Origin of the sequence: Geopsychrobacter electrodiphilus DSM 16401, assembly GCF_000384395.1 — a bacterium.
Lineage (GTDB): Bacteria > Desulfobacterota > Desulfuromonadia > Desulfuromonadales > Geopsychrobacteraceae > Geopsychrobacter > Geopsychrobacter electrodiphilus.
On the sequence record NZ_ARWE01000001.1, the window covers coordinates 1,602,627 to 1,626,602 of the forward strand.

Below are 23,976 nucleotides of genomic sequence, written 5' to 3' on the forward strand. Positions count from 1 at the left end.
ATAATTCAAAAAAATTTAGTTTTAATGAAATTTTTTAGCCATCTCAAAAAATCACAAATTTGTAAGTTGTTTACGTCTAGAGGAGGACTTCGGCATGTCTGTAATAAAGTTTAAAAAAATTATGGCGGCCAACCGCGGCGAAATTGCGATTCGAATTTTTCGGGCATGCACTGAACTCGGGATCAACACGGTTGCCATCTATTCGGAGCAGGATCGGCTATCCTTGCATCGCTACAAGGCGGATGAGGCCTATCTGATTGGCAAAGGGAAAGGGCCGATCGATGCTTATCTCGATTTTGAAGAGATTGTTGACCTGGCTCGCAGAAGAGACATTGACGCGATTCATCCCGGGTATGGTTTTTTATCGGAAAATGCCGATTTTGCCGACGCTTGCGCGCGGGCCGGAATCGCTTTTATTGGACCCACTGGCGACATCATGCGGAGTCTTGGGGACAAGGTCGCTGGCCGTGAGGTGGCTATGGCTGCCGGAGTTCCCATCGTACCGGGGACGGTGAAACCTGTTCTGTCTCAAGAAGAGGCGTTACTCTTTGCCAAGCAGTGCGGTTATCCCATCATTGTAAAAGCGTCCGCCGGCGGTGGGGGGCGCGGCATGCGGGTTGTGCGCAATCAGCAGGAATTGAAGGAAGGTTTGCGTTCCGCCGCCAGTGAGGCTGCCGCTTCCTTTGGTAATGCTGAAGTGTTTATGGAAAAATATATCGAAAAGCCCAAGCACATCGAAGTGCAACTGCTTGGTGACCATTACGGCAATCTGGTGCACTTGTACGAGCGGGATTGCTCCATTCAGCGGCGCCATCAAAAGGTCATCGAAGTTGCTCCGGCCTTATCCTTGACCAAAAAGCAGCGTGAAGAAGTTTGTGGCTACGCACTGGCGATCGGCAACAAGGTAAAATACCGGAATGCCGGTACGGTTGAATTCTTAATGGACACCGATAACAGGTTCTATTTTATCGAGGTGAATCCACGCATTCAGGTGGAGCATACGGTTACGGAGCTGGTGACCATGCGCAATCTGGTGCAGGCCCAGATTCAGGTAGCGGAGGGCCATAAACTTTCCGATCCGGAAATCGGGATTAAGCGTCAGAGTGATATCGAACTGCGGGGAGCTGCTATCCAGTGCCGGATCACCACGGAAGACCCAACCAACAATTTTGCCCCCGATTTCGGCAAGTTGAAGGTATATCGGAGTGCGGCAGGGCTTGGTGTGCGTCTGGATGCCGGAAGTGCCTATGCCGGTGCCGAGATCAATCCTCATTATGATTCGATGCTGGTCAAAGTCTCGACCTATGGTCGTGATCTGCTGCAGGCGTCACGCACCATGGATCGTGCGCTGCAGGAGTTCCGCATCCGCGGGGTTAAAACCAATATCAGTTTTCTGGAAAAGGTGATTACCCATCCCGATTTTCTGGCCAGTAACTGCAATACCTCATTTCTTGAGACTCACCCTGAAGTATTTCAATTCCCGATTAAAAAAGACCGCGCCAACAAGATTCTTTCCTTTATCGGGCATACCACAGTCAATGGCTATCCCGGAATTTCGCCGGCCAAGCGACTTCATTCGCGACAATTACGCGATGCCACAGTCCCCGTGATCCCCTATGGACAAACCTTGCCACGGGGAAGTCGTGACATCCTGCTTGATAAGGGGCCCGAGGGGCTGGCGACCTGGGCGCGCAAGAGCAATCGATTGCTAGTGACTGATACCACCATGCGCGATGCCCATCAATCACTGATGGCGACCCGTTTCCGGACTGCCGACCTCGATCGAATTGCCGAGGCGACGGCACATCTGGGTGGCGGCCTCTTTTCCCTTGAGATGTGGGGTGGCGCAACTTTTGACGTGGCCATGCGTTTTCTGTGTGAAGACCCCTGGGAGCGTCTGGATCGTCTGCGGGCGAAGATCCCGAATATCTGCTTCCAGATGCTGCTGCGCGGCTCCAACGCTGTCGGTTACACCAACTATCCTGATAACGTAGTGCAAGAATTCGTCAAGCATGCTGCTCAAGGCGGGATTGATATTTTTCGGGTCTTCGATTCGCTGAACTGGACCAAAGGGATGCAGGTTGCGATGGAGGCAGTGCGCAAAGAAGGCGCTGTGTGCGAAGCGTCTATCTGCTACACCGGGGATATTCTTGATCCGAAACGCGACAAATATCCACTTGAATACTATATCAAGATGGCCAAGGAGCTCGAGAAGATGGGGGCACATATTCTGGCGATCAAGGATATGGCCGGGCTGCTCAAGCCGTTCGCTGCAGAAAAACTGGTCAAGGCCCTTAAAAACGAAATTGCCATTCCGATCCATCTACATACTCATGATACCTCCAGTAACGGCGGAGCCACATTGTTGATGGCCGCTCAGGCTGGTTGTGATGTGGTTGATGCGGCGCTTTCGTCGGTTTCCGGTTTAACCGCACAACCCAATATGAACGCAATGCTGGCTGCTCTTGAGGGCACGATCTGGGATCCGCAGCTTGATATGCCCGGGCTGCAGAAACTCGCGAATTATTGGGAGACCTGCCGGACCTATTATGCGCCATTTGAATCTGAGCTGCGCAGTGGAACGGCTCAGGTTTATGAGCATGAGATCCCCGGGGGGCAGTATTCGAACTACAAGCCGCAAGTTGAAGGGATGGGGTTGGGCCACCGCTGGGAAGAGTGCAAGCAGATGTACCGCAAGGTCAATGATATGTTCGGCGATTTGGTTAAGGTGACGCCAAGCTCAAAAATTGTTGGTGATATGGCGATGTTTATGATCCAGAATAATCTTGAACCCGCAGATGTGATGCAGCGTGGCCATGAGCTGACCTTTCCGCAGGGAGTCATTGATTTTTTTAAAGGGATGATCGGTCAGCCGTATGGGGGATTTCCCAAGGAGTTACAGAAGATCATCCTGAAGGGCGAGGAGCCGTTGACCTGTCGCCCCGGAGAATTGTTGGAACCGATCGATTTTGTCGCTAAAAAAGCAGAGCTCGAAAAGAAACTGGACCATAGGATCTCTGATCGTGACGTTCTCTCCGCCGTTCTTTATCCGGGGGTTTTTGAGGAGTTTAACCGGTTTCGTGAAAAGTATTCAGATACTTCCGTCCTGCCGACCCCGGTATTTTTCTATGGTCTTGATGTCGGAGAAGAAGTGACCATCGACATTCAGGAAGGGAAAACGCTGATTGTCAAACTTAACGCTATTGGTAAGGTGCGCAGTGACGGTACACGCAATATCTATTTTGAATTAAATGGTATGCCACGTTCGGCTGTCGTCACCGATCTATCGGTTGAATCCGATGTCGTCAGTCGGGTGCAGGCGGATCCGGAGAATATCCATCACATTGGGGCACCTATGCCGGGCAAGATTTTTAAACTGTTGGTCGCTGTTGGCGATGAGGTGAAAGAAGGGGAAACCCTGCTGGCGACTGAGGCCATGAAAATGGAGACCAACGTTAAGGCGAAACAGGCGGGCAAGATTAAAGAGATTCTCTTTAGTGAAGGTGAGCAGGTAGATCAGGGCGACCTGCTTGTTGTTTTCGAGTAGCGAATTGGAGAGATAAAAAGGCGTTTATTGGCGTCGACGAACTCGTTTTGCAATATTGATATGGCTGGCCCTCAAAGGGCCGGTCATTTTTTTTAGGAAAACTTCTTAATCGCCCGGGCAAGGCGTTTTCGAATGTCCTTGCTGCTGCTCATCTGTAATATTTCGGCTGCGACTCCTTGTGCTTCTTCTCTGGAAATTTTGCTGATAAAGTCTTTCATGTGGGGAATGTAAGGCGCGGAGAGTGAAAACTGGTCAATCCCTAAGCCGATCAGGGCATAGAGGCAGTTGTTGTCGGAGGACATTTCACCACAAAGACACAGATCGATCTTCTTGTTTCGCGCGACATTCGCGAGATCTGCCAGAGCGCCGAGAACCGCCGGGTGCAGGGGGTCGTAGTAGCTTTGCACCAGAGAGTTAGAACGGTCGGCGGCGAGCAGGTATTGGATGAGGTCATTGGTGCCAAGAGCAAAAAAATCAACTTCATTCGCAAGGTGCGGCGCAAGTCTGAGCGCCGCCGGAACCTCGATCATGGCTCCAATCGGGATGTCGCCTAGAAATTCAATCTTCTCCTCTTGTAAATGGGCCATAGCTTTTACCACCAGCTTTCGGCAGGCCCTGATCTCTTCTATATTGGAAATTAACGGGAAAAGCAGACGCGTCGGTCCGTGAACACCCGCCATCAGGATTGCTTCAATCTGGGTCTGAAAGACATCTTTATGGTCCAGACTGATCCGTATCGAACGCCAACCCATAAACGGATTGTCCTCTTTGGGGTGATTGAAATAGGGGAGAGCCTTATCTCCGCCGATATCAAGGGTGCGGATGGTGACGGGGGCTCCGCTAAATTCTTCGATTACTTTCCGATAGAGTTGATATTGATCATCCCGGTTGGGGAAATTGCTCCGTGCCATATAGGGGAATTCAGTACGGTAAAGCCCGACTCCTTCTGCCCCGTTGCGCTTGGCAATTTCGATATCGCTGAGCAGACCGATGTTGGCCCGTAGTTGGATGCGCTGACCGTCTTGGGTGAGGGCCGGCTTGTCGCGAAAGGTGTTAAGTCGTTCTTTCTCTTGGGTAAGATCAAACTCCAGGCGAAAATATTCATCCAGAATTGTCGCGTTTGGATTGAGAAAAACACAACCCGAATTAGCGTCAAGAATCAGTTCAGCGCCTGGCTCGATTCGGGCCATTGCTCCCTGAACCCCAATCAGGGCCGGTATCCCCAGCGCCTTGGCCATAATGACGGAGTGAGCATTGGTCTCATTCGATTCGATTATGAGACCTGAAATTTTATCGTGATCAATGCTCGCCATGTCAGAAGGAAGCAGGCGATGAGCTACCAGAATTCCCGTATGCTGGAGATGAAGGCGGCCTGATTTCTGCCCCAGCAGGTGACTGAGCAAGCGGCGTCCGATGTCTTCCATATCCGCAGCTCGTTCGCGCAGATAGGCGTCCTCCATCTTGCCAAAGGCTTCAAGGTAGTTTCTGATAACCTTTTTTAAGGCATAGGGGGCGCTATGCCCCTCATCGATCAGCTCATGGAGTTTTTCGATAAAGCCGCGGTCTTCCAGGATCATCAAATGGGTATGAAAAATGGCGGCATCTGCTTGAGTCAGGCGCTCCGCGACCCTTTTTTCCAGGTAGAGGGTCGCGATGCGGGTCTTGCGCAGCGCTTCATCAAGACGCGCCAACTCTTGTTCGATATTGACATCATATTCAGCATGAACATCCGAGAAGCCGAGTTCGTCATTAATCAAATTGGCGGGCCCGACAATAACACCGGGATAGGCGACTTTCCCCCGCAGTACTGTTTGTCCGCCCGGGGTTGTCGAATTTCTGAAGGAGCCGGGCTGTGAGCCTTCTGCAGCAGGAAGAGACGGGTGCTCTGAGGGTTCCTGTTGGCGGTCAATGGTGTCTAGCAGGCGAGCATTCACCACGATGGAGGAGACCTGAAAAGCGATAGTCGAAAGGGTTGAGGTTTCCTCTTCAGTGAAGACCCTGCGTTCCAGCGTCTGGATAACCATGACCCCGAGAGGTTCATTCCGGTCAAAGAGAGGGATGGCCAGAAATGAATGGAACTGCTCCTCACCGGTGCCGGCAAAATAGCGGTAGCGGGGATCACTTTGCGGTTCTTCAATTGAGAGGATGCTGCGTTGTTGGGCGGCAAGGCCGGTGAGCCCCTCGCCGATTTTCAGCTTTACCCTGCCGACAGATTCAGGTGCGAGTCCGCAGGTAGCGCGGAGAACCAGCGTGTCACTATTGTCATCCAAAAGGTATAGCGAACAGACTTCAGAATGTGCTCGTTCGGCGACCAGGGTGACAATATTTTCCAGGGTCTCGTTGAGGTGGTGCGATTGCAGGATGATGGTGCTGATATCCTGTAACGTACTTAGCCCGAGGCGTTTATCTGATTTTTTGAGGTTTTTGAAGCCCAAGATATTTAGCCGCCCTGTTTAAGAATAAGCTCTGTTTCCTAGGTTATTCTACCGTAGAGGGGGACGTTTGACAGTAAAAAAAACGCCGCCAGGGGGAGAGAGGTCCCTGACGGCGAAAGAAGGGATTGATCTGTGACACTTATCCGTTCGGGCGGGAACGGGTTATATCCCTTGTTGCAATAGGTGTTGCATTCGATGAAATATCCTAGCAATAGTTATGCCATGGTTTGAGCTGGAGAAAAACGCCAGTTTTTAAGCTTTTTCTGGGCTGAACGGAGAAATAAGTGATCAGTTTGTGTCACATGTGGCACAGTTTGATTAACACTGTGGGTGTTTTTGACGAACAGGTGTGGCGTTTGGGCGTTTGTTGGATGTGCCAGATATGGCACATCCAACAGTTGTTTTGTGACGCAGATGGCACAATCGGTCAGGTTTATTTGCGGGCAAATGTGATGTTCTGACGCTGCAGCATACGGTAAAACGTACGACGCGGGATGTCGGCCATGCGCGCAGCGGCAGAAACGTTGCCGCCTGCTTCTGCAAGGTAGTGCAGCATCAAGTCTTTTTCAATGGTATGCAGTTGTTGATCCCGTTGATTCCTTAAACCTGTTATCTCTTGCAAAAGATTCTGACCATTCTTCTGCCGTAATTGCTCAGCTAAAACCACCGGCAACTGTTCAAGGTGAATAATTTGGTCGGGAGAGAGTACGGACGCGCGTTCAATAACATTCTGCAACTCACGGATATTCCCGGGCCAATGGTAGCAGGAAAGTGCCTTTAATGCTGTTTCATCAATTCGGTGAATAGTCTTGTTCAATCGGGTTGATGCCTGATTAAGAAAGTGTTCAGCCAGCTTCGGGATTGACTCGAGCCGTTCGCGTAAGGGAGGCAGGGTAATGCTGAAGACATTGATGCGATAGAAGAGGTCTTCGCGAAACCAGCCCTGAGCTATGCCGTCTTCGAGATGCTTATTGGTTGCCGCAATAACCCTGACATCGACTCGAACGCTCGCTGTACTTCCGACCGGTTTTATCTCGCCACTGTCCAGGACTCTCAAGAGCTCAGCTTGCAGTTTCGGGGTGATGTCGCCAATTTCATCAAGGAAAATAGTGCCACCATCGGCCGCTTCAAAGAGCCCTTTCTTATTCGCGATGGCGCCGGTGAAGGAGCCTTTTTTATGACCGAAAAGTTCACTTTCGAGCAAACTGTCAGTCAAGGTGGTGCAGTTGACCGTGACCAGAGGATTTTCAGCGCGCAAGCTGGCCTGGTGAATCGCGCGGGCGGTTAACTCTTTTCCGGTACCACTCTCCCCGCGAATCAAGACCGAGGTCGGCGTTGGCCCGACCTGGGCAATTAATTGGCGGACACCCTGGGTTCGGCTGTCGGTGCCGATAATATCGTCACTCCCGTAGCTTTGGTCGAGGGCCCGTCGGACAAGATGGTACTTGCGTTCGAGTTTTGACCGGTCGTCTTCGAGACGTTTTTGCGAATAGGGGTGACACATGCCGACTTCGGCAAGCCCCTGAAAAACGGCAACCGCATGTTCATGGCAGGTGCTGTAACCACAACACCCGCAATTGAGTTCATCGTTGACTGAGAATTTATCGGTCTCGTGAAGGATGCGTGTCAGGGCCTCGCTGCTCGGTTGGTCCATCAGTTGTTGACGATCTGAAAAGCCGCGAGTCAGCTGGACTCGACCAGTCCCTGCGCTGTATCTGGGGGAAGATTGATAGGGAATCTGTTTCTGCCGATACTCAATAATCAGGTTGCGTTTCGAAAATGCGGTGAGTTTGTTCGTGCGTCCAGGCCCGCCGATACATCCGCCGGTGCAGAAGCGGACATCGACGTAGCGTGGTGCAATCCGCTGTGCGGCGATATCCCGAATAACCTCCATAGTCGCTTCTTCACCAACGGTTGAGATGAACTTTGGGTCGAGACCGTCATGACCGATGCCGAAGATGTGAAATGGTCCGCCGGCAATGGAAAAGCTGCGACCATTCAGGGTGCTGTTGCCGTTAAAGGGTTCCGGCAGAAGGCGTCGCGGATCTATCCGGTTTTTTTCGAGAATTTTCTTGAGTTCTTTATAGGTCAGAACCGTATCAACGGCTCCGGCAACCTCTTCATCTTCGATCTCAAACTTCCCGCCGATGCACGAACTGATATAGATCACCTTGACCGGTTGATCATGACAGGATTTTATGTAGCGCCCAATCGCGACCATCGGTGAAACGATCGGTACCAGATTACCCAATAACTGCGGATAGTGACGTTCAATCAGGTCGACGACTGCGGGGCAGTGACTTGAAATCAGCGGTACGCCATTGTCGCGACCGAGAAGATTCCGATATTCAGGAGCAATCAGTTCAACCCCTGCTGCTCCTTCCAGCACATCGACAAACCCGAGTTGCCTTAAAGCCGTTGCCAGTTGGCCGGGTTCAAGATCAAAGAAAAAGGCTGGATAAGAACAGCCGAGAACCGCCACTACCGGGGTGGCTTCATTCAGCAGGCGTTCCGTAACCCCAATGGAATCAGAAATTACTTTTGCTCCCTGAGAGCAGGCCTGAATACATTTGCCGCAGCCGATACAGCGCTCGTTCAGGACGACGGCGCAGTCCTTTCTGATTCCAATTGCTTTGGTGGGGCAGGTGCGCACGCAGGCGTAGCATTTACGACAGCGGCTGGCAATGGTCTTGATCGGTCCTTGATTGTACGCTTCTGGCATAGGTTCCCCTTTAATCGCGGCGGCAGAAGGTGACGAGGCCGGCCGAATTGTGCCATTAGTGGCACGCATGATCAAGGGTTTTAGTTGTAAATCAAACCAAGCCAACCCTGTCACTGTGGTGACAGGCGACCTGACTGCTGATCCCATTATCGAGCAAGGCCGGTGACTGCTGCCGACAGAGATCTGAAGCGTAAGGGCAGCGAGGGTGAAAAGTGCAGCCAGTTGGAGGATTGAGATGTGAGGGGAGCTCCCCTTTGAGGGGCGCAACGCAATTTTTTCTGGAGGGGTCGGGTTGCGGAATGGAGCGCAACAGGGCTTCAGTATAGGGGTGACGTGGATGGCGGTAGAGTTCTTCCGCCGGGGCGACTTCAACAATTTTTCCGAGATACATCACGGCAACCCGATCGCTGACATGTTCAACTACCGACAGATCGTGGGCGATGAAGAGAAAGCTGAGATTGTGGGCCTGCTGAATTTCACGCAGCAGGTTGAGGATTTGCGCCTGGACCGAAAGATCGAGCGCTGAAACAGGTTCATCTGCAATGATCAGTTCGGGCTCAACCGCCAACGCGCGGGCAATACTGATCCTCTGCCGTTGTCCGCCGGAAAACTCATGGGGGTAGCGTTGTGCGGCCTTGGCGTCGAGACCGACCTGGTCCAGAAGTTGCCTGATGCGACCCTCTCTGGCCGCCGCCTTGCAAAGTTTGTGGATAATGAGGGGTTCGGTCAGAGTTTCGCCGATGGTCATCCGCGGGTTAAGTGAGGAGAAAGGGTCCTGAAATATCATCTGGATTTGACGTCGATAGGGGCGCATCTGTCGAGCTGAAAGCTGTGCCAGATCAGTGCCGCGATATAAAACTTCGCCACGATCAATCGGGGTAAGTCTCAGCACCAGCTTACCCAGAGTCGATTTTCCACAGCCGGATTCGCCGACCAGGCCCAATGTCTCACCACGGGCAATCTGCAGACTCACGCCATCGACCGCTTTTAGGTGTGCGGCTCTGGTTCCGGTTTTTCCCGGCAGGCGGTAACTTTTGGCAAGGTCGCGAATCTCAAGAATCGGGGTCAGCGGCATTTTAAGTTCTCCAGCAGCGGACAAAGTGAGCAGGGTTGACCTCGTGAAGCTGGGGAACCTTTGCCCCCCCGGTTGCACAGGGTGTCGGGCAGCGCTGAAGAAAGGCACAGCCGTCGGCAGCGCGACTACGATCGTCCAGTTGGCCCTGAATGGTCGGCAACGGGCCCTTGTTCCCCAGGCGAGGGATACAGCCGAGCAGCCCTTTGGTGTAGGGGTGAAGCGGGTGGTTGAAGAGATCTTCAACTCCTGCATATTCAACAATTTTTCCGGCATACATCACCGCCACCCGGTCGGCGTTGCCTGCTACGACCCCGAGGTCATGGCTGATCAACAGGGTCGCCATCTGGCGCTCACTGGCAAGGTTTGCCAGCAGTTCCATGATTTGCGCCTGAATCGTGACATCCAGAGCCGTGGTCGGTTCGTCGGCGATGAGCAATTGCGGATTACAGGCCAGGGCCATCGCGATCATCACCCGCTGGCGCTGGCCACCAGAGAGCTGATGGGGAAAATCGCGCAATCGGGAGGTAGCCGCGGCGATCCCGACGCTGGTTAAAAGATCTGCGGCCTGATCCAGTGCTTCGTTGTTGTTCATACCCCGATGCAGGCGCAGCACCTCGGCAACCTGCTCGCCGATCTTTAACACCGGGTTGAGTGAAGTCATCGGTTCCTGGAAAATCATCGAGATCCGGTTGCCGCGCACTCGGCGAATCTCGGTGGGCGGGAGGCGCAGGAGGTCATGCTTATCGAAAAGTATTTGCCCATCGACGATGCGACCCGGTTCAGGGATCAGACGCAAAATGGAAAGCGAGGTGATAGATTTCCCGCAGCCTGATTCTCCGACCAGGGCCAGAGTCTCTCCGGCGGCGATCTCAAAGGAGACGTCATCGACGGCTTTTACTAGCCCACTCCGTGTGAAAAAATAGGTTTTAAGTCCACGAACTTGCAGCAGCGGGCCGGTTTGCGTATTTTTTAAAGGGGCGAACATCGATCATCCTTTTGGCGGACTCAATTTTAATTCAGATAAATATAACGCGATCGAACAGTGGCCCACCATCATACCTGAAGCTCTGACCCAGCGCATCTATCAATCCCTGGCAGGATCAGCCCTTGGCCCTGAGAGCCTGTTCCTGTATAGTCCCTCTGCCCTGCCATGAGCAGGCAGACTATATACTGACAGGATCGATGAATGATAGATCAACTCATTGAAATTATTGCACAAGAAGTCGGTTGCCAGAGTCGGCAGGTTGCTCAGACCATTGATCTTTTTGCCGCTGGCGGTACGGTTCCATTTATCGCGCGTTATCGCAAAGAGGCGACCGGCGAACTGGATGAGGTCGCCATCCGCGACATTGAGCAGCGGATGAACTACTACCGTGAACTCGAAGATCGTCGCCAGACGATTCTCAAGGCGATTGAAGAACAGGGGAAGCTGTCCCCCGAGTTGAAAAAACGGATCCTGGCAACCCGTCAGAAAAACGAGCTTGAGGATCTCTATCTGCCCTACAAGACCAAGCGTCGAACCAAGGCTTCAGTGGCACGAGAACGCGGGCTTGAACCCCTGGCGGCACAGATTTTGGCGATGGTTGGCTCTCCGGTTGCACTTGAATCCCTGGCTGAACCCTATATTGATGCTGAAAAAGAGCTGGTCGATGTCGAGGCGGTACTGGCAGGGGCTGGACATATTCTGGCCGAAGACTTTGCCGATCGTGCCGAGGCGCGGGCGCTGGTGCGGCGCCTGACCTGGGATCAGGGCGTGTTCTGTTCTGCGGTCGCGCGGGGTAAGGAGACCGAGGTCACCAAGTTCGAAATGTATTATGACTTTCGCGAGCCGCTCAAGGATGTCCCTTCGCACCGCATGTTGGCCATGCGCCGCGGTGAAAAGGAGGAGATCCTCCGACTCAAAATTGAAGCGCCCGAGGAGGAGATCCACGTGGGTCTGGCGCAGCTTGTCATTCCAAAAAATTCCTGCTATCGGGACTGGTTGGTCGAGGTGGTACGCGACAGCTATCAACGTCTTATCTCTTCGGCGATTGAGGTTGAGCTGCGGCTCGAAGCGAAGAAAGCCGCCGATCTGGCTGCCATTAAGGTATTTGCCGAGAATCTGCGGCATCTGTTGCTGGCGGCTCCGGCCGGAAGCAAACGGGTGCTGGGGATCGACCCCGGGCTGCGCACCGGTTCAAAACTGGCAGTGGTGGATGGCACCGGGCGCTTTCTGGCGCATACCACCATTTACCCGCACACCGGCGGTGGGAAGGCGGCTGCTTCTCATTGCGATTTTTTGAAATTGATCCGGCAGCACCAGGTTGAAATGATCGCGGTTGGCAATGGCACAGCCGGGCGTGAAATGGAACAGTTTGCGCGTCAGGCCTTGAAAGATGTCGGTCTCAAATTGCCGGTGGTGATGGTCAGTGAGTCGGGTGCCAGCATCTATTCGGCCTCGGATATCGCGCGGGAGGAGTTCCCCGATCTTGATCTGACGGTGCGCGGCGCGATTTCCATCGCTCGACGTTTGCAGGATCCTCTGGCCGAACTCGTTAAGGTTGATCCAAAGAGTATCGGGGTCGGGCAATATCAGCATGATGTGTCGCAGCCCCTGCTTAAAAAAGCCCTCGACGAAGTGGTTGAATCCTGTGTCAATTTTGTCGGCGTTGAATTGAATACCGCGTCCTGGGCGCTGCTCAGCTTTGTGTCCGGCTTAAGTGAAACTCAGGCCCGCGCCATTGTCGCCCGTCGCGACGCCATAGGGCCCTTTGCGAGCAGGGCCGAACTGCTCGATGTGCCACGCTTTGGGGCTAAAACTTTTGAACTGGCTGCCGGCTTCCTGCGTATCCGTGGTGCGCACAACCCCCTCGACAACAGTGCGGTTCACCCCGAACGCTATGCTCTGGTCGAACGAATGGCGGCTGATTCCGGATTGGATCTGGCGGCTTTTATCGCCGATCGTGGCAGGGTAGAGCAGATCGCGCTGAATCGGTATACTGATGAGGGAGTCGGGTTGCCGACTCTGGCTGATATTCAGCAAGAGTTACTGAAGCCCGGTCGTGATCCGCGTGAGACCTTTATCCTCAGCAGCTTTCGCGAAGACGTTACGGAAATATCCGATCTGAAGGAAGGGATGCGGCTCAACGGACTGGTCACCAACGTGGCCGCCTTCGGGGCCTTTGTCGATATCGGTGTGCATCAGGATGGCCTGGTCCATGTCAGCCAGTTGGCTGATAAATTTGTGCGGGATCCGGCGACGGTGGTCAAGGTCGGGCAGCAGGTTCAGGTGCGGGTCTTCTCGGTTGATGTCCAGCGGAAGCGGATCGGCTTGAGTATGCGTTCGTCAGATGGCTCCGATTCCGCTCAAATTGCTTCGGGTGTTCCTGGCTCTGCCTCGAAGTCTTCGGCAGCACAGAAAATAACGCGGCAGGTTGAACAAAAAACCGCCAAGGTAACTACCGATTTGAGCGCCGCCTTTTCGCGCGCCGGTTTCAAAGTGAAAGGGAAGTAGCTGGTGACACAACAACGGGTCGACCTGCATTTACACACCACCTGCTCGGATGGGTCTTACAGCCCGCAAGAGGTCGTCAGGCTTGCGGCTGAAGCCGGGATGAAGGCGATTGCGATTGCCGATCATGATAACGTCGACGGGATCGACAGCGCACTTCAAGCCGGAGCCGAACTGGGAATCGAAGTTCTTACGGCGGTGGAACTGTCGACCCAGTGGCAGGAGTTTCTCGATATCCATCTGCTTGGATACGGCTTCGATCATCATCATCCTGAGCTGGTTCGACAGTTGGCGGATTTCCGCGAGTTTCGGGCCAGGCGCAATCAACAAATAGTCGAAAAGGTGAATTTACAGCTCGCCGGAGAGGGGCGTGAGCCGCTTGATTTTATGGCGATCGCGGAGAGTGCCGGTGGCACGATTGGTCGCCCCCATATTGCCTTGGCGCTGCGGGCCGCAGGTTATGTACAAAATCACGATGAAGCCTTTGAGCGTTATCTGGTGCCGAACGATGTGACCAAACGCTTCTTCCCGATCGATGAAGCGATTACTTTAATTCATAATGCCGGAGGGGTGGCCGTTCTGGCTCATCCTCCCTATGTGACGCGTAATCACAATGAACTGGAAGGGTTGCTGGAATCCTTTGTGGCGATGGGGCTTGACGGCCTCGAAGCCTACAATAATGGCGTGAATCAGGAGGGGGTTTACTGGCTAATTAATCTCGCCCGGCGCCATCAGTTGATCGTAACGGGAGGGTCAGATTTTCATGGAACCGAAGACTCGATTATTTCCGTCGGCTGCGGAGTTGGCCGCTTGAAAATTCCTTATACTTGTGTAGACGAAATCCATTCGGTACTTTATCGCCGACGGAACACAACGAATCCCTGATTTCAGCCAGGGCCCTTTGCAAAACTGTATCAGTTTGGTACCTTGTCATCCTGGTCTTTTGAGAACAAGAGGGTTTACCTGTAGTGTGTTTATCTGTCGGAGAGGCGTGATGAACAGTCAACAAAATCTTGAACAAAGGCTCGAGCTTGCCGTTGAAGAGGCACGTAACGGAAGTTCTTCGGCTGCAATGGTTGAACTTGAAGAGTTGGTGAGGCTCACGAACCATCCTTCGGCGCTGGCCTGGTTAGGTTACTGTCTGGCCGTTCAGCAGCAGGATTATTCACGCGCTCTGGTGCTCTGTACCAGTGCGGTCCACACGACACCTGACGATGCTGACCTTTATCTCGCCCTGGGCCGGGTTTATCGTCTTGCCGGGCGGCGTTATCAGGCCCTTAGTACACTTCGTCGGGGGTTAAAACTGGGGCGACATGAGCTAATCATGAAAGAGCTGACTTTGATGGGGACGCGGAAAGAGCCGGTTTTTTCGGTCCTTGATCGGGCAAACCGGCTCAATGTTGTCGCCGGACGAGTCATGACGAAATTTAAATTTCGCTGAGGAACAGAGCCTCGAAGAGATTTCGGCCCGTCATTCCAGAGAGAATTGACGGGCCGTTTGGGTTTAAAATTAACGATTCTTCCATTGAGCGCTGCGTTTCTCCAAAAAAGCCGCCATCCCTTCTTTCTGATCTTCAGTCGCAAAACAGAGGCCGAAGAGATCCGCTTCATACTCAATTGCTTTATCGAGGGGCATGTCGAGTCCGTTATTCACCGCCTTGCGAATAAGCTGCACCGCGATCTGTGGCTTGCTGGCTATTTTCTCTGCCAGTGTCTGAGCGCTCTCTAGCAGCTGATCTGCAGCGACCACCTGCTCGACAAGTCCAATCTGTAAGGCTTCGGCGGCGGTTACCATCTCTCCTGTCAGCATCATTTGCTTTGCCTTGCCTGGTCCGACAAGCCGTGGCAGGCGTTGAGTGCCTCCCCAGCCAGGAATGATGCCGAGATTGATCTCTGGCTGACCGAGACGCGCCGTCTCGGCGGCGATACGAACATCGCAGGCCAGCGCCAGTTCACAACCGCCTCCCAGGGCGTAGCCGTTGATGGCGGCGATGACGGTCTTGGGGAATGACTCGATGTCGGCGAAGAGGCGTTGTGCGAGGCGGGCAACCCGACTGGCAGTTTGTGAGTCGAGTGGTTGCATGACGGAGATATCTCCACCAGCGACAAAGGCTTTCTCTCCGGCACCGGTCAGAATCACGACATGGACATTGTCATCTTCAGACAGGGCCTTAAAGGCCAGGTCCAGATCTTTGAGGGTCGCGGGGTTTAGGGCGTTGAGGGCCGTCGGGCGGTTAATCACGATCTGAGCCACCCGATTTTTGGTAGATAGTTGCAGATTATCGTATTTCATAATTTCCACTTTCTGGAAGGGGTTGAAATTATTTGAGAGCTTTTTTTAGTTTACGGGTCGGGGTTGCTCGCCAGGGGTCGTTGGGCCAGGGGTGTTTCGGGTATCGCCCCTTCATCTCTTTTTGCACCTCAGGATAGACCTGATCCCAGAAACTGCGTAGATCACTGGTTACTGCCAGGGGCCGGCCAGCGGGGGAGAGCAAGTGCAGTTTCAGAGGGATCAATCCGCGGCATATGCTCGGGGTTTGTGCCAGTCCGAAGAGTTGTTGCAGCTTAACGGCGAGCACCGGGCCTTCTGCCTGATAGTCGATCTTCATCGACTCTCCGCTTGGAACCGCGATGCGCTGCGGTGTCAGTTGTCCCAATTGCTGACTCAGTTGCCAGTCGAGCAGGCTTTGCAGCGCGGGGAGAAGTTTAACCCTCTTTAACTGCTCGGCAGTTTTAATTCCTGACAAAAACGGCGCGAGCCAGTTTTCCGGATACTGAAAAAGCTGCTCCCGGCTTAAATCAGGCCAGGGTGAATCCAGAGTTTGGTGTAGCAACCGCACCCGCTGCAGAAATTGCTCATCGTCTGTCGACCAGGTCAGCAGCTGCGCCCCATCACTGCTAATTTTTGAACAGAGAATTTCGATGCATTGGTCGGGTTCTGGAGTGAGTCGTTCGGCCCGGAGTTCAATCGCGCCCAGGCGTTTAATCCTGCGGGCCTGCACGCGTTTGAGCGTGTTATCCCAATAAATTTCTTTCCGCCAGGGGGTCACTTCAAGCTTTTGACTGAGCCATGAATCATCCAGGGGGATTGCCTGTTTGATAATGGTCTCTCCATACTCAGACTGGTGGATGGATGTTGTTGCCAGCCAGTGCGCTGCACGCAATGAACTTTGTGGGCCAAGCTGCGCGCCACGACCACTGGTGAGCAGATAATCACCGTTCGCCAGTTTAGAATGGGCAACCCGGTCGGGATAGGCGCGCACGATCAGTTCTGCCAGCGGTGCAGAATGGAGCGCTTCAGGCCCGGGGGCTGTGATTCCAAAAATTGCCGCCAGCTGTTTGAAGGCCCGCGCCGCTGAATGGAAGACTTTGTTTGATTGCTGTATCACGCGGGCAAAGTGACGCAGATCATTGGTGATATTGTCAGTGGAATCGACGCCGGCTGCAGTGGCTTCAGCGAGAAAGGCACTGATCAAACACCCGACCGGCAGTTGACCTAAACGTTCGGCCTGCATCAGCAGGCTGGCAAAGCGCGGGTGGACGGGGAGTTTTATCGCTCGACGGCCATCAACTGTGAGTCTGTCATTGGCATCAATCAGTCCCAGTTCACGCAAGAGTTGTCTGGCACCAGTGAGTGCGCCTGTCGGAGGTGGATCGAGCCAGTCGAGTTGAGAGCCATCTGGCAACCCCCAGCTGCACAGGTCGAGGGCCAACGGCGTGAGGTCGGCGCTGCGGATCTCGGGGGGTGTTTGAGGTAGAAGCGTCGCGTGCGTGCCCTGGCTCCAGAGACGGTAGCAGACCCCCGGGCCCTGTCGTCCGGCGCGACCGGATCTCTGAGTGCTGCTGGCCTGGGAAATCCGTGTTGTCTGCAAGCGGGTCAGACCTGTGCTGGGGTCAAAGCCGGGCTGGCGACACAGGCCGCTGTCGACCACGGTTGTGATGCCGTCGATGGTGAGACTGGTTTCGGCAATATTGGTCGCCAGTATCAGCTTGCGGCGAGTTGATTTTTGCAGGGCCAGCTGCTGTGCGGCAAAGCTTAAACTGCCATGCAACGGGCAGATCATCAGCTGTGGCAGGGCGCGTGTCAGGGCTGTCTTGAGGTTGTCAATTTCACGCGCACCGGGAAGAAAAGCCAGAATATCACCTGTAGTCTCTTGTGCGGCACGAGTGATGGCTACCGCCATCGGTGCGATACAGTTGACGTCAAGGGGTCCTCCCGTATAGCGGATATCAACCGGCCAGCTGCGTCCTTCTGAGCGCAGGCGTTCCGCCGCGAGCAATTTACACAGGGGCTCGCTGTCCAGAGTCGCTGACATGAGGAGAATCTTGAGATCTTCACGCAGCCCTTTACGCAGATCGTTGGTCAGGGCGAGGGCGACATCGCTGTGAATATTGCGCTCGTGAAACTCATCAAAAATTACCAGCCCTACGCCGGCCAGTTCTGGATCTGACTGCAGCCGTCGGGTCAGAATTCCCTCGGTGATAACTTCGAGTCGGGTTTGTGAAGAAGTGCGGTGTTCGTAACGGATGCTGTAACCGACCCGCGCGCCGACTTTCTCTCCCAGTTGACCAGCCATAAATTCAGCGGCACTGCGGGTTGCAATGCGCCGTGGCTCAAGCATCAGAATTTTTTGTCCTTTAAGCCAGTCAGCATCCAGGAGCGCCAGCGGAACGCGCGTGGTTTTGCCGGCACCCGGTGGCGCTTCAAGAACCAGCACCGAGTTTTGTGCCAGAAGGTTTTGGAGCTGGGGCAGAATTTCATCAATCGGTAGCGGCATGATCAGGCGCGACGGATGATCTCGACCAGCAAACCGGCGACCTGCACCATGTCGTCGACCCTGACCTCTTCTTCGACGGAATGCACCTTGTTCATGCCGGTACCGAGGATGACGGTTTCGATCCCATGGTCGTTGAAGATATTGGCATCCGAGCCGCCGCCGGCAGCTTTAACCTGCAACGGATAATTAATCGCCTCAGCCGCCTGACCGATCAACTGCAGGATGTCGGACTGCTTGTCGATTTGAAGGGAGGGATATTCATTGGTCAGATTAAGGGCCATCTGCGCCTTGATCTCCTTACCCCCAATAGTAATGAACGCCTGATTGACCTCTTCTTCAAGCAGTCCGATGATTTCTTCGGTGAACTGTTTGAGCTTTTGCGGGTCATGACTGCGAACCTCACCTTCAAGGATGACCTGACGGGGGATAATGTTGGTCGCCTGTCCTCCGTTGAAGATACCGATATTGGCCGTAGTCTCATCATCAATCCGGCCCAGTCGCATGCGGCTGATGGCTCGGGCGGCGATGATTATAGCGGAGATACCATTTTCCGGGACCACACCGGCGTGTGCCTCCTGACCTGTGATTTCGATCCTGAAGCGGTTGGCGGCTGGAGCTTTATGAATCACAATATTAATGCCCGTGGTGTCCAGGGCCAGGCCACGTTTTGCCGTGATAAGACTGTAGTCAAGGTTTTTGGCGCCGAGCAGCCCAACCTCTTCGCAGACCGTAATAGCTATTTCCAGAGGCACATGTTCGATCTGTTGCTCGCGCAACACCTCGAGTGCCTCAATGATCTCAACGATTCCGGATTTGTCATCGGCACCTAAAATTGTGTTCCCGGCGCTACGAAAGACACCGTTTTCAAGCACTGGGCAGAGGCCTTCAGTCGGGCCGACTGTATCCATGTGCGCAGACAGGAGCAGGGGGGCACCAGGATTTTTCCCCGCAAGCCGGAAGATGAGATTATTGCACTGACCGCCAACCTTGGCAGCCGCCTGATCTTCTTGCAGGGTCGCACCGAATTCGGCGAAACGTTGGCGTAAATAGTCCGCCATGCCCGCTTCTTTAAAAGAGGGACTCTCTATGGTAGCCTGGCGTGCAAATTCGTCACTGAGCCTCTGACTGTTGATCATATTCAACTCCAATTGTTGCAGGATATAACTCAGAAGAGATCAGGTATCTTAGCCGTTTCATAAGGTCTCGACAAGAGGTGATAAGACAGGTGTTAGGTTGAGGCGGACTGGACAAATTGGCGTATTTTCTGTTAAGGTCCGACTCTGTAATTACGCTCACGTCCCTCCCTTGGCGGGCCTGCATTTCGGTATAGTGCGGTATGATTAAAAAAACTCTTTATGACTACCAACCACCCCGTTCGGGTTGGCGGCCACCGGTCAAACCTGCTACCAGGCGGTTTTTCCCGGCAGCCCTGATTCTGGTCGCCTTGACCGTCGGCGGACTGGTTCTCTTCGGTCCATCAGGCCCCGAGCTTGAAGCCCGAACCTCACCGGTTGAAATCAGTGCTCCCGCAGAGGTCCCTCATATCAGAATTCCAGTTCAAAATAAGATCGAGGCTGTCATCACCTCGGGTGAAACCATCTCGTCACTTCTTGGAGGGTTTTTATCGCCGCAAGAGATTCATGACCTAAGCCAACAGAGTAAGCAGATCTTTCCCTTGACCCGCATCTGCGCCGGACAGCCTTATCAGATTTGTACGCTTGATGATAAATTTAAAAGTTTCACCTATGAAATTAATCAGGACGAGCAGCTTGTTATTCAACGAGACGGAGAGAATCTCCAGGTCGAGCGCGTACCAATCACCTATGAAGTGCGGACGGAGATGGTTCATGGCCTGGTTGAAAGCAGCTTGTTTGAAGCGGTCTCTATGGCGGGAGAGACGTCTGAATTGGCGACCTCTCTGGCGGATATCTTCGCTTGGGATATCGACTTTATCCGTGATCTGCGCAACGGCGATACCTTTACTGCCCTGGTTGAAAAACGCTATCGTGAAGGGAAGCAAGCCGGTTACGGGCAGGTTCTCGCAGCAGAGTTTCGTAATAACGGGGAGTTGTACCGAGCTATTTATTATAAGGACGCTGATCGTCCCGGCAGCTACTACGACGAAACAGGCCGCAGCGTGCGAAAGGCTTTTTTAAAGGCGCCACTCGCGTTTTCGCGGATTTCATCCGGATTTTCTCTCAAGCGTTTTCATCCGATTACCAAGACCTGGAAAGCCCACCCTGCCATTGATTACGCCGCTCCCACCGGAACGCCAATTAAAACCGTTGGTGACGGGGTGATTGACCGTATCGGTTATACCAGTGGGAATGGTAACTTTATTGAAGTACGTCACAACGGCACCTACAAGACTCTTTATCTACATATGTCCAAGTTTGCTGGCGGCATGAAAATGGGGAAACGGGTCGCTCAGGGGCAGGTAATCGGCTATGTCGGCGCCACTGGTCTCGCCACTGGGCCCCACCTTTGTTTCAGGATGTTTCGCAATGGCTCAGCCGTAAATCCGTATAAAGTGAAGGCGCCGGCGGCGATGCCCATAAGCACTGCCAGCCTTCACGATTTCAAGCAAAAGGCCCGTGACCTGATAGCTCGACTTGAAGGACGAGACACACTCCAGGTTGCAGCGCTCAAGGCTGCGGCCGTCGATAATCAATCCTCCGATAAATAATGCACGTCCGCTGCGCGCTGACCCTGGGGTCGAACTGATCAGAGCTCAAAGTCTCTTGATCCAGCGCTCTGTTTTCTTTTTTTATCCAACAAAGAAAGGTTACTCCTGACGTGGACTACAACTCCGCAGGGAGTGGCCAGTCACTCGCAAAACCCGCCGGGAAAAGATTTTCCTTCGTCCGATTGAAATAACCAAACTGAATTCGTGGAACTTCGTGCTTGATGCGAGCAAGCATTTTTGTCATGCCTATCCCGCGCCCTTCAGCGCCCATCTTGCCCCAGTAGAGGATCGGGTCAATTGCCAGGTTGCGCATCTGGATCAGGTCGATCTGGGCACTGTCGATCAATTCGAGCAGAGCGGCAATCTCATCTTCTCGATCAGTGATTCCGGGAAACACCAGATAGTTGAGCATGGTGAAGATGCCGTTCTGTTTGGCGCGATGAATGGAATCTATGACGTCGGAAAACAGATAGCCGCGCGGTCGATAATACGCGTTATAAAAGCGTTCCTGAACGGAATTGAGTGAGACGCGAATTGAATCGATTCCGGCTGCAGCCAGCTTGTCGATTGCCCCTGGAATTGAGGCATTTGAATTGAAGTTGATGGTCCCGCGCGGCGTTTCGATGCGCATCTGACGGACGGCGGTACAAATTGTATCGGCCTGTAGAATCGGATCTCCTTCGCAGCCCTGCCCGAAAGAGACAATCGCATTTTCAGCCGATTTAAGGTGCGGGATCGCGACCTCGCATAATTCCTGAGGGGTTGGCACGAAGGTCAGACGTTCCTGACTGGCGGGGCAGCATTCATTCTCCCCCTGCTCGGAGATGCAGCCGACGCAGGCCGCGTTGCAGGTTGGAGATGTCGGGAGGGGTGCCTCCCAGCGACCAAAAAAAAGATTCTTGGCCGCAAAGCAGTGATAATCAAGGGCGCAGCGCGACAGCTGATCAATCAGGCGATTCTGGGGGTGGTCGGCAACCCGCTTGCGCACCAGCGGCTCCAGGACCCGATCATCAAAATGGTCGGGTTGCCACTGTTGATTGCGGTCGACCCGCGTTGCGGCGACGTAGAAACGTTCTTCTTCGAGACACCATCCGACCGCCGTGTAAGACCATAGAGTCAGATCAACTTGCTTGGCCGCATAATCGGCCGCCGGTAACAGGGTGCGGGTAAAGCCTGGAGTGACAAAGGCTGAAACCGCCTGAGCCATGCCGCCGCCCCAGCTGTTGGGCAGCTGGTGAATGGTGCGCTGCTTGCCTGAGTTGAGATCAAAACCGATGGGTGGCGTACCAGGGATGGTGAAGAGACGACTCCCTTCAGGCAACGGGATCAGTTCGTCGTCACCCGGCCGACAGATTGTCATGCCGTTCATTCCGGCGAGGAGCAGCTCCGGATGTTCAAAAACCTCACCTTGTTCATCGGCGATCAGCGCCAGAATTGTTTTTTGTTTTGCCATCAGATTTAACCCCTTTTTTCGCAAAATGCAGCGGAGAATAGCACAGGATAGCTTTTGACGACAATCGCGCGAATCTGTTTCGGGCCGACACGAAAATGTTGTATCCTTGCCGCCATGCGCACCCTTCTCACCACCTTACACAGCAAGTATATCCATCCCAGTCTGGCTTTGCCCTGTCTGGCCGCATACTGTGGGCAGGAGTGCGGCGAGCTGCTGATCCGCGAATATACTATCCACCAGCCGAAAGAGAATCTGCTGGCACAGATCCTCGCCTGTGAGCCGGACGTCATCTGTTTTTCGGTCTATATCTGGAACCGAACCCTGAGCCTGGAGTTGGTCAGGGCCTTAAAAATAGCACGTCCGCTGCTGCGGATTGTGCTCGGCGGACCGGAAGTCAGTTTTGAGGAGGCTGTGTTTTTCGATAACTGCCCTGCCGATGCGCTGATCTGCGGCGAGGGAGAGATTCCCCTGCGGCAGCTTTTATCCGACTGGCAACAGAATCGGCAACCGGCGACCTGTCCCGGCCTGCAATTGCCGGGGATGGATGCCGGCGCTGCGGGGCAGAGTCTTCTCGAGCCGCTCGATCAACTTCCATCGCCGTTTGCCGCCGGTCTGGTCGATTTGCATCGCGGCTATGTCTATTATGAAAGCAGCCGCGGTTGTCCTTACTGTTGCAGCTTTTGCATGAGTTCGCTGGAAACCAGGGTGCGTTCATTTTCGCTTCCTCGAATCCGGCAGGATCTGGCTCTGTTGATGGGGCAGGGGATAGCACAGATTAAATTCGTCGATCGCACCTTTAACTATCATGCCGAGCGGACCCGCGAAATCATCCGTTATATCCTAGAACTGAATCGCGCCAGCCGTTTCCACTTTGAGATCGGTGCTGATCTGCTCGATGAAGAGACGCTGCAACTCCTGGAAACAGTACCTCCCGAGATGTTTCAATTTGAAATCGGTGTGCAGACTACCAGTCAGCTCACCCTTGAGCGGATCGGGCGTAAAACCTCGCTGGAAAAGCTGGAAGAAAATGTCCGACGCTTGATGCGGCGCGGGAATATCCACCTGCATCTGGATTTGATCGCTGGGTTGCCGGGGGAGACGGCACAGGATTTTTATGAGTCCTTTGAGCGCGTTTTCAGGCTTGCCCCGCATCATCTGCAGGTTGAACTGGTCAAACTTCTCCCCGGATCACCGCTGCGCAAACAGGCTCACGAGTTTGGGATTCATTTTGACCCTGCTCCACCCTACACCGTGTTACGGACGCCCGATCTGGAGTTCAACCAATTGGAAGAGCTGAGAGGGGTCGGTCGGTTATTGGATCAAACATCAAATTCTGGACGCTTTGCGTGTTTTATGCGGGCTGTGACTGAACAGTTTGTTGCCGTGGTTGACTTTTATCGGAGCCTGCAGGCCTGGTGGTTTGAATCTGGTCTTTTTGAGGAGCCGCTCGGTTTGCGTCAGCAGTTCGATGCCCTTTATGCTTTTTGCGGAAAACTTAGTCAGTCACTGCCCCTGCAAGAAGCGCTGGCGCGTGATTTTGCCCGAGCGGGGCGCGTGGTGCCGGGGAGGGCACCGGCATTTTTTGATTGTGATTTATTAATCGCCGAACAGCAGCAGGTTAAACTACGGGTTAAGCAGGAGCTGGCTCAGGTGGAGCCCGGTGAAAAGCTGCAACACTTTGCGGCCGCTTTTAAAACCCTTCAACCGGATATCTCCCGCAGCATAGTTCTCTTTTTCTATCGCAGCCGCAACGGAATGAGTCCAGTCTGTTATGAGGTTTTTTTGTAAGT

14 protein-coding genes are annotated in these 23,976 nt (G+C 53.7%); 6 read left to right on the forward strand and 8 right to left on the reverse strand.

The window, feature by feature from the left end:
• Positions 1–94: 94 nt before the first annotated feature.
• Positions 95–3,547 carry a pyruvate carboxylase gene (locus D888_RS0107640; RefSeq protein ID WP_020675963.1) on the forward strand — a complete coding sequence of 1,151 codons (3,453 nt, stop codon included), beginning with the start codon at positions 95–97 and terminating at the stop codon, positions 3,545–3,547.
• A gap of 92 nt (positions 3,548–3,639) precedes the next feature.
• On the opposite strand, the gene ptsP is transcribed toward D888_RS0107640, so the two are convergent.
• From ptsP to D888_RS0107660, 4 genes are all read right to left on the reverse strand, one after another.
• A complete protein-coding gene (ptsP, locus tag D888_RS0107645; protein ID WP_020675964.1) occupies positions 3,640–5,982 on the reverse strand; it encodes a phosphoenolpyruvate--protein phosphotransferase in 2,343 nt (780 codons plus the stop codon).
• A gap of 433 nt (positions 5,983–6,415) precedes the next feature.
• Positions 6,416–8,704: a sigma 54-interacting transcriptional regulator gene (locus tag D888_RS0107650; RefSeq protein WP_020675965.1), complete on the reverse strand. Its 2,289-nt coding sequence runs from the start codon at positions 8,702–8,704 to the stop codon at positions 6,416–6,418.
• Positions 8,705–8,795: 91 nt separating this feature from the next.
• Positions 8,796–9,779, reverse strand: coding sequence for an ABC transporter ATP-binding protein (locus D888_RS0107655; RefSeq protein WP_020675966.1), 984 nt, complete (start codon positions 9,777–9,779; stop codon positions 8,796–8,798).
• Between the two features lies 1 nt (position 9,780).
• A complete protein-coding gene (locus D888_RS0107660; RefSeq protein WP_020675967.1) occupies positions 9,781–10,764 on the reverse strand; it encodes an ABC transporter ATP-binding protein in 984 nt (327 codons plus the stop codon).
• 201 nt (positions 10,765–10,965) lie between these two features.
• On the opposite strand from D888_RS0107660, the gene D888_RS0107665 reads away from it, so the two are divergent.
• The 3 genes from D888_RS0107665 to D888_RS0107675 all read left to right on the forward strand — a co-directional run bounded on the left by D888_RS0107665 (position 10,966) and on the right by D888_RS0107675 (position 14,710).
• Complete coding sequence (locus tag D888_RS0107665) at positions 10,966–13,272, forward strand: Tex family protein (protein WP_020675968.1); 2,307 nt, start codon at positions 10,966–10,968, stop codon at positions 13,270–13,272.
• A gap of 3 nt (positions 13,273–13,275) precedes the next feature.
• A complete protein-coding gene (locus D888_RS0107670) occupies positions 13,276–14,154 on the forward strand; it encodes a PHP domain-containing protein (protein WP_020675969.1) in 879 nt (292 codons plus the stop codon).
• Between the two features lie 109 nt (positions 14,155–14,263).
• A complete protein-coding gene (locus D888_RS0107675; protein ID WP_020675970.1) occupies positions 14,264–14,710 on the forward strand; it encodes a tetratricopeptide repeat protein in 447 nt (148 codons plus the stop codon).
• Positions 14,711–14,779: 69 nt separating this feature from the next.
• On the opposite strand, the gene D888_RS0107680 is transcribed toward D888_RS0107675, so the two are convergent.
• Genes D888_RS0107680 through D888_RS0107690 form a run of 3 tightly spaced genes read right to left on the reverse strand, consistent with a single transcriptional unit; the run spans position 14,780 to position 19,183 of the window.
• Positions 14,780–15,562, reverse strand: coding sequence for an enoyl-CoA hydratase-related protein (locus D888_RS0107680; protein ID WP_020675971.1), 783 nt, complete (start codon positions 15,560–15,562; stop codon positions 14,780–14,782).
• A 28-nt stretch (positions 15,563–15,590) separates the two neighbouring features.
• Complete coding sequence (hrpB, locus tag D888_RS0107685) at positions 15,591–18,047, reverse strand: ATP-dependent helicase HrpB (RefSeq protein ID WP_020675972.1); 2,457 nt, start codon at positions 18,045–18,047, stop codon at positions 15,591–15,593.
• Positions 18,048–18,049: 2 nt separating this feature from the next.
• The gene (locus D888_RS0107690; protein ID WP_020675973.1) at positions 18,050–19,183 is read right to left on the reverse strand and encodes a M20/M25/M40 family metallo-hydrolase; all 1,134 of its coding nucleotides are present in this window, start codon (positions 19,181–19,183) and stop codon (positions 18,050–18,052) included.
• 200 nt (positions 19,184–19,383) lie between these two features.
• Between D888_RS0107690 and D888_RS0107695 the strand changes: the two genes are divergently transcribed.
• Positions 19,384–20,733 carry a peptidoglycan DD-metalloendopeptidase family protein gene (locus tag D888_RS0107695; RefSeq protein WP_020675974.1) on the forward strand — a complete coding sequence of 450 codons (1,350 nt, stop codon included), beginning with the start codon at positions 19,384–19,386 and terminating at the stop codon, positions 20,731–20,733.
• Between the two features lie 115 nt (positions 20,734–20,848).
• On the opposite strand, the gene D888_RS0107700 is transcribed toward D888_RS0107695, so the two are convergent.
• Positions 20,849–22,186 (reverse strand): radical SAM family protein, encoded by a 1,338-nt coding sequence (locus D888_RS0107700; protein ID WP_020675975.1) that lies wholly within the window; start codon positions 22,184–22,186, stop codon positions 20,849–20,851.
• A 54-nt stretch (positions 22,187–22,240) separates the two neighbouring features.
• Between D888_RS0107700 and D888_RS0107705 the strand changes: the two genes are divergently transcribed.
• Positions 22,241–23,974 carry a B12-binding domain-containing radical SAM protein gene (locus tag D888_RS0107705; protein WP_020675976.1) on the forward strand — a complete coding sequence of 578 codons (1,734 nt, stop codon included), beginning with the start codon at positions 22,241–22,243 and terminating at the stop codon, positions 23,972–23,974.
• Positions 23,975–23,976: the final 2 nt, after the last annotated feature.

Excerpts from the sequence above, each read along its gene's own strand:
- D888_RS0107655 (WP_020675966.1), bottom strand. The coding sequence starts at position 9,779 with ATGCCGCTGACCCCGATTCTTGAGATTCGCGACCTTGCCAAAAGTTAC.
- D888_RS0107690 (WP_020675973.1), bottom strand. The coding sequence starts at position 19,183 with ATGATCAACAGTCAGAGGCTCAGTGACGAATTTGCACGCCAGGCTACC.
- D888_RS0107700 (WP_020675975.1), bottom strand. The coding sequence starts at position 22,186 with ATGGCAAAACAAAAAACAATTCTGGCGCTGATCGCCGATGAACAAGGT.
- D888_RS0107695 (WP_020675974.1), top strand. The coding sequence starts at position 19,384 with ATGATTAAAAAAACTCTTTATGACTACCAACCACCCCGTTCGGGTTGG.
- D888_RS0107660 (WP_020675967.1), bottom strand. The coding sequence starts at position 10,764 with ATGTTCGCCCCTTTAAAAAATACGCAAACCGGCCCGCTGCTGCAAGTT.
- D888_RS0107680 (WP_020675971.1), bottom strand. The coding sequence starts at position 15,562 with ATGAAATACGATAATCTGCAACTATCTACCAAAAATCGGGTGGCTCAG.
- hrpB (WP_020675972.1), bottom strand. The coding sequence starts at position 18,047 with ATGCCGCTACCGATTGATGAAATTCTGCCCCAGCTCCAAAACCTTCTG.
- D888_RS0107650 (WP_020675965.1), bottom strand. The coding sequence starts at position 8,704 with ATGCCAGAAGCGTACAATCAAGGACCGATCAAGACCATTGCCAGCCGC.
- D888_RS0107640 (WP_020675963.1), top strand. The coding sequence starts at position 95 with ATGTCTGTAATAAAGTTTAAAAAAATTATGGCGGCCAACCGCGGCGAA.
- D888_RS0107675 (WP_020675970.1), top strand. The coding sequence starts at position 14,264 with ATGAACAGTCAACAAAATCTTGAACAAAGGCTCGAGCTTGCCGTTGAA.
- D888_RS0107665 (WP_020675968.1), top strand. The coding sequence starts at position 10,966 with ATGATAGATCAACTCATTGAAATTATTGCACAAGAAGTCGGTTGCCAG.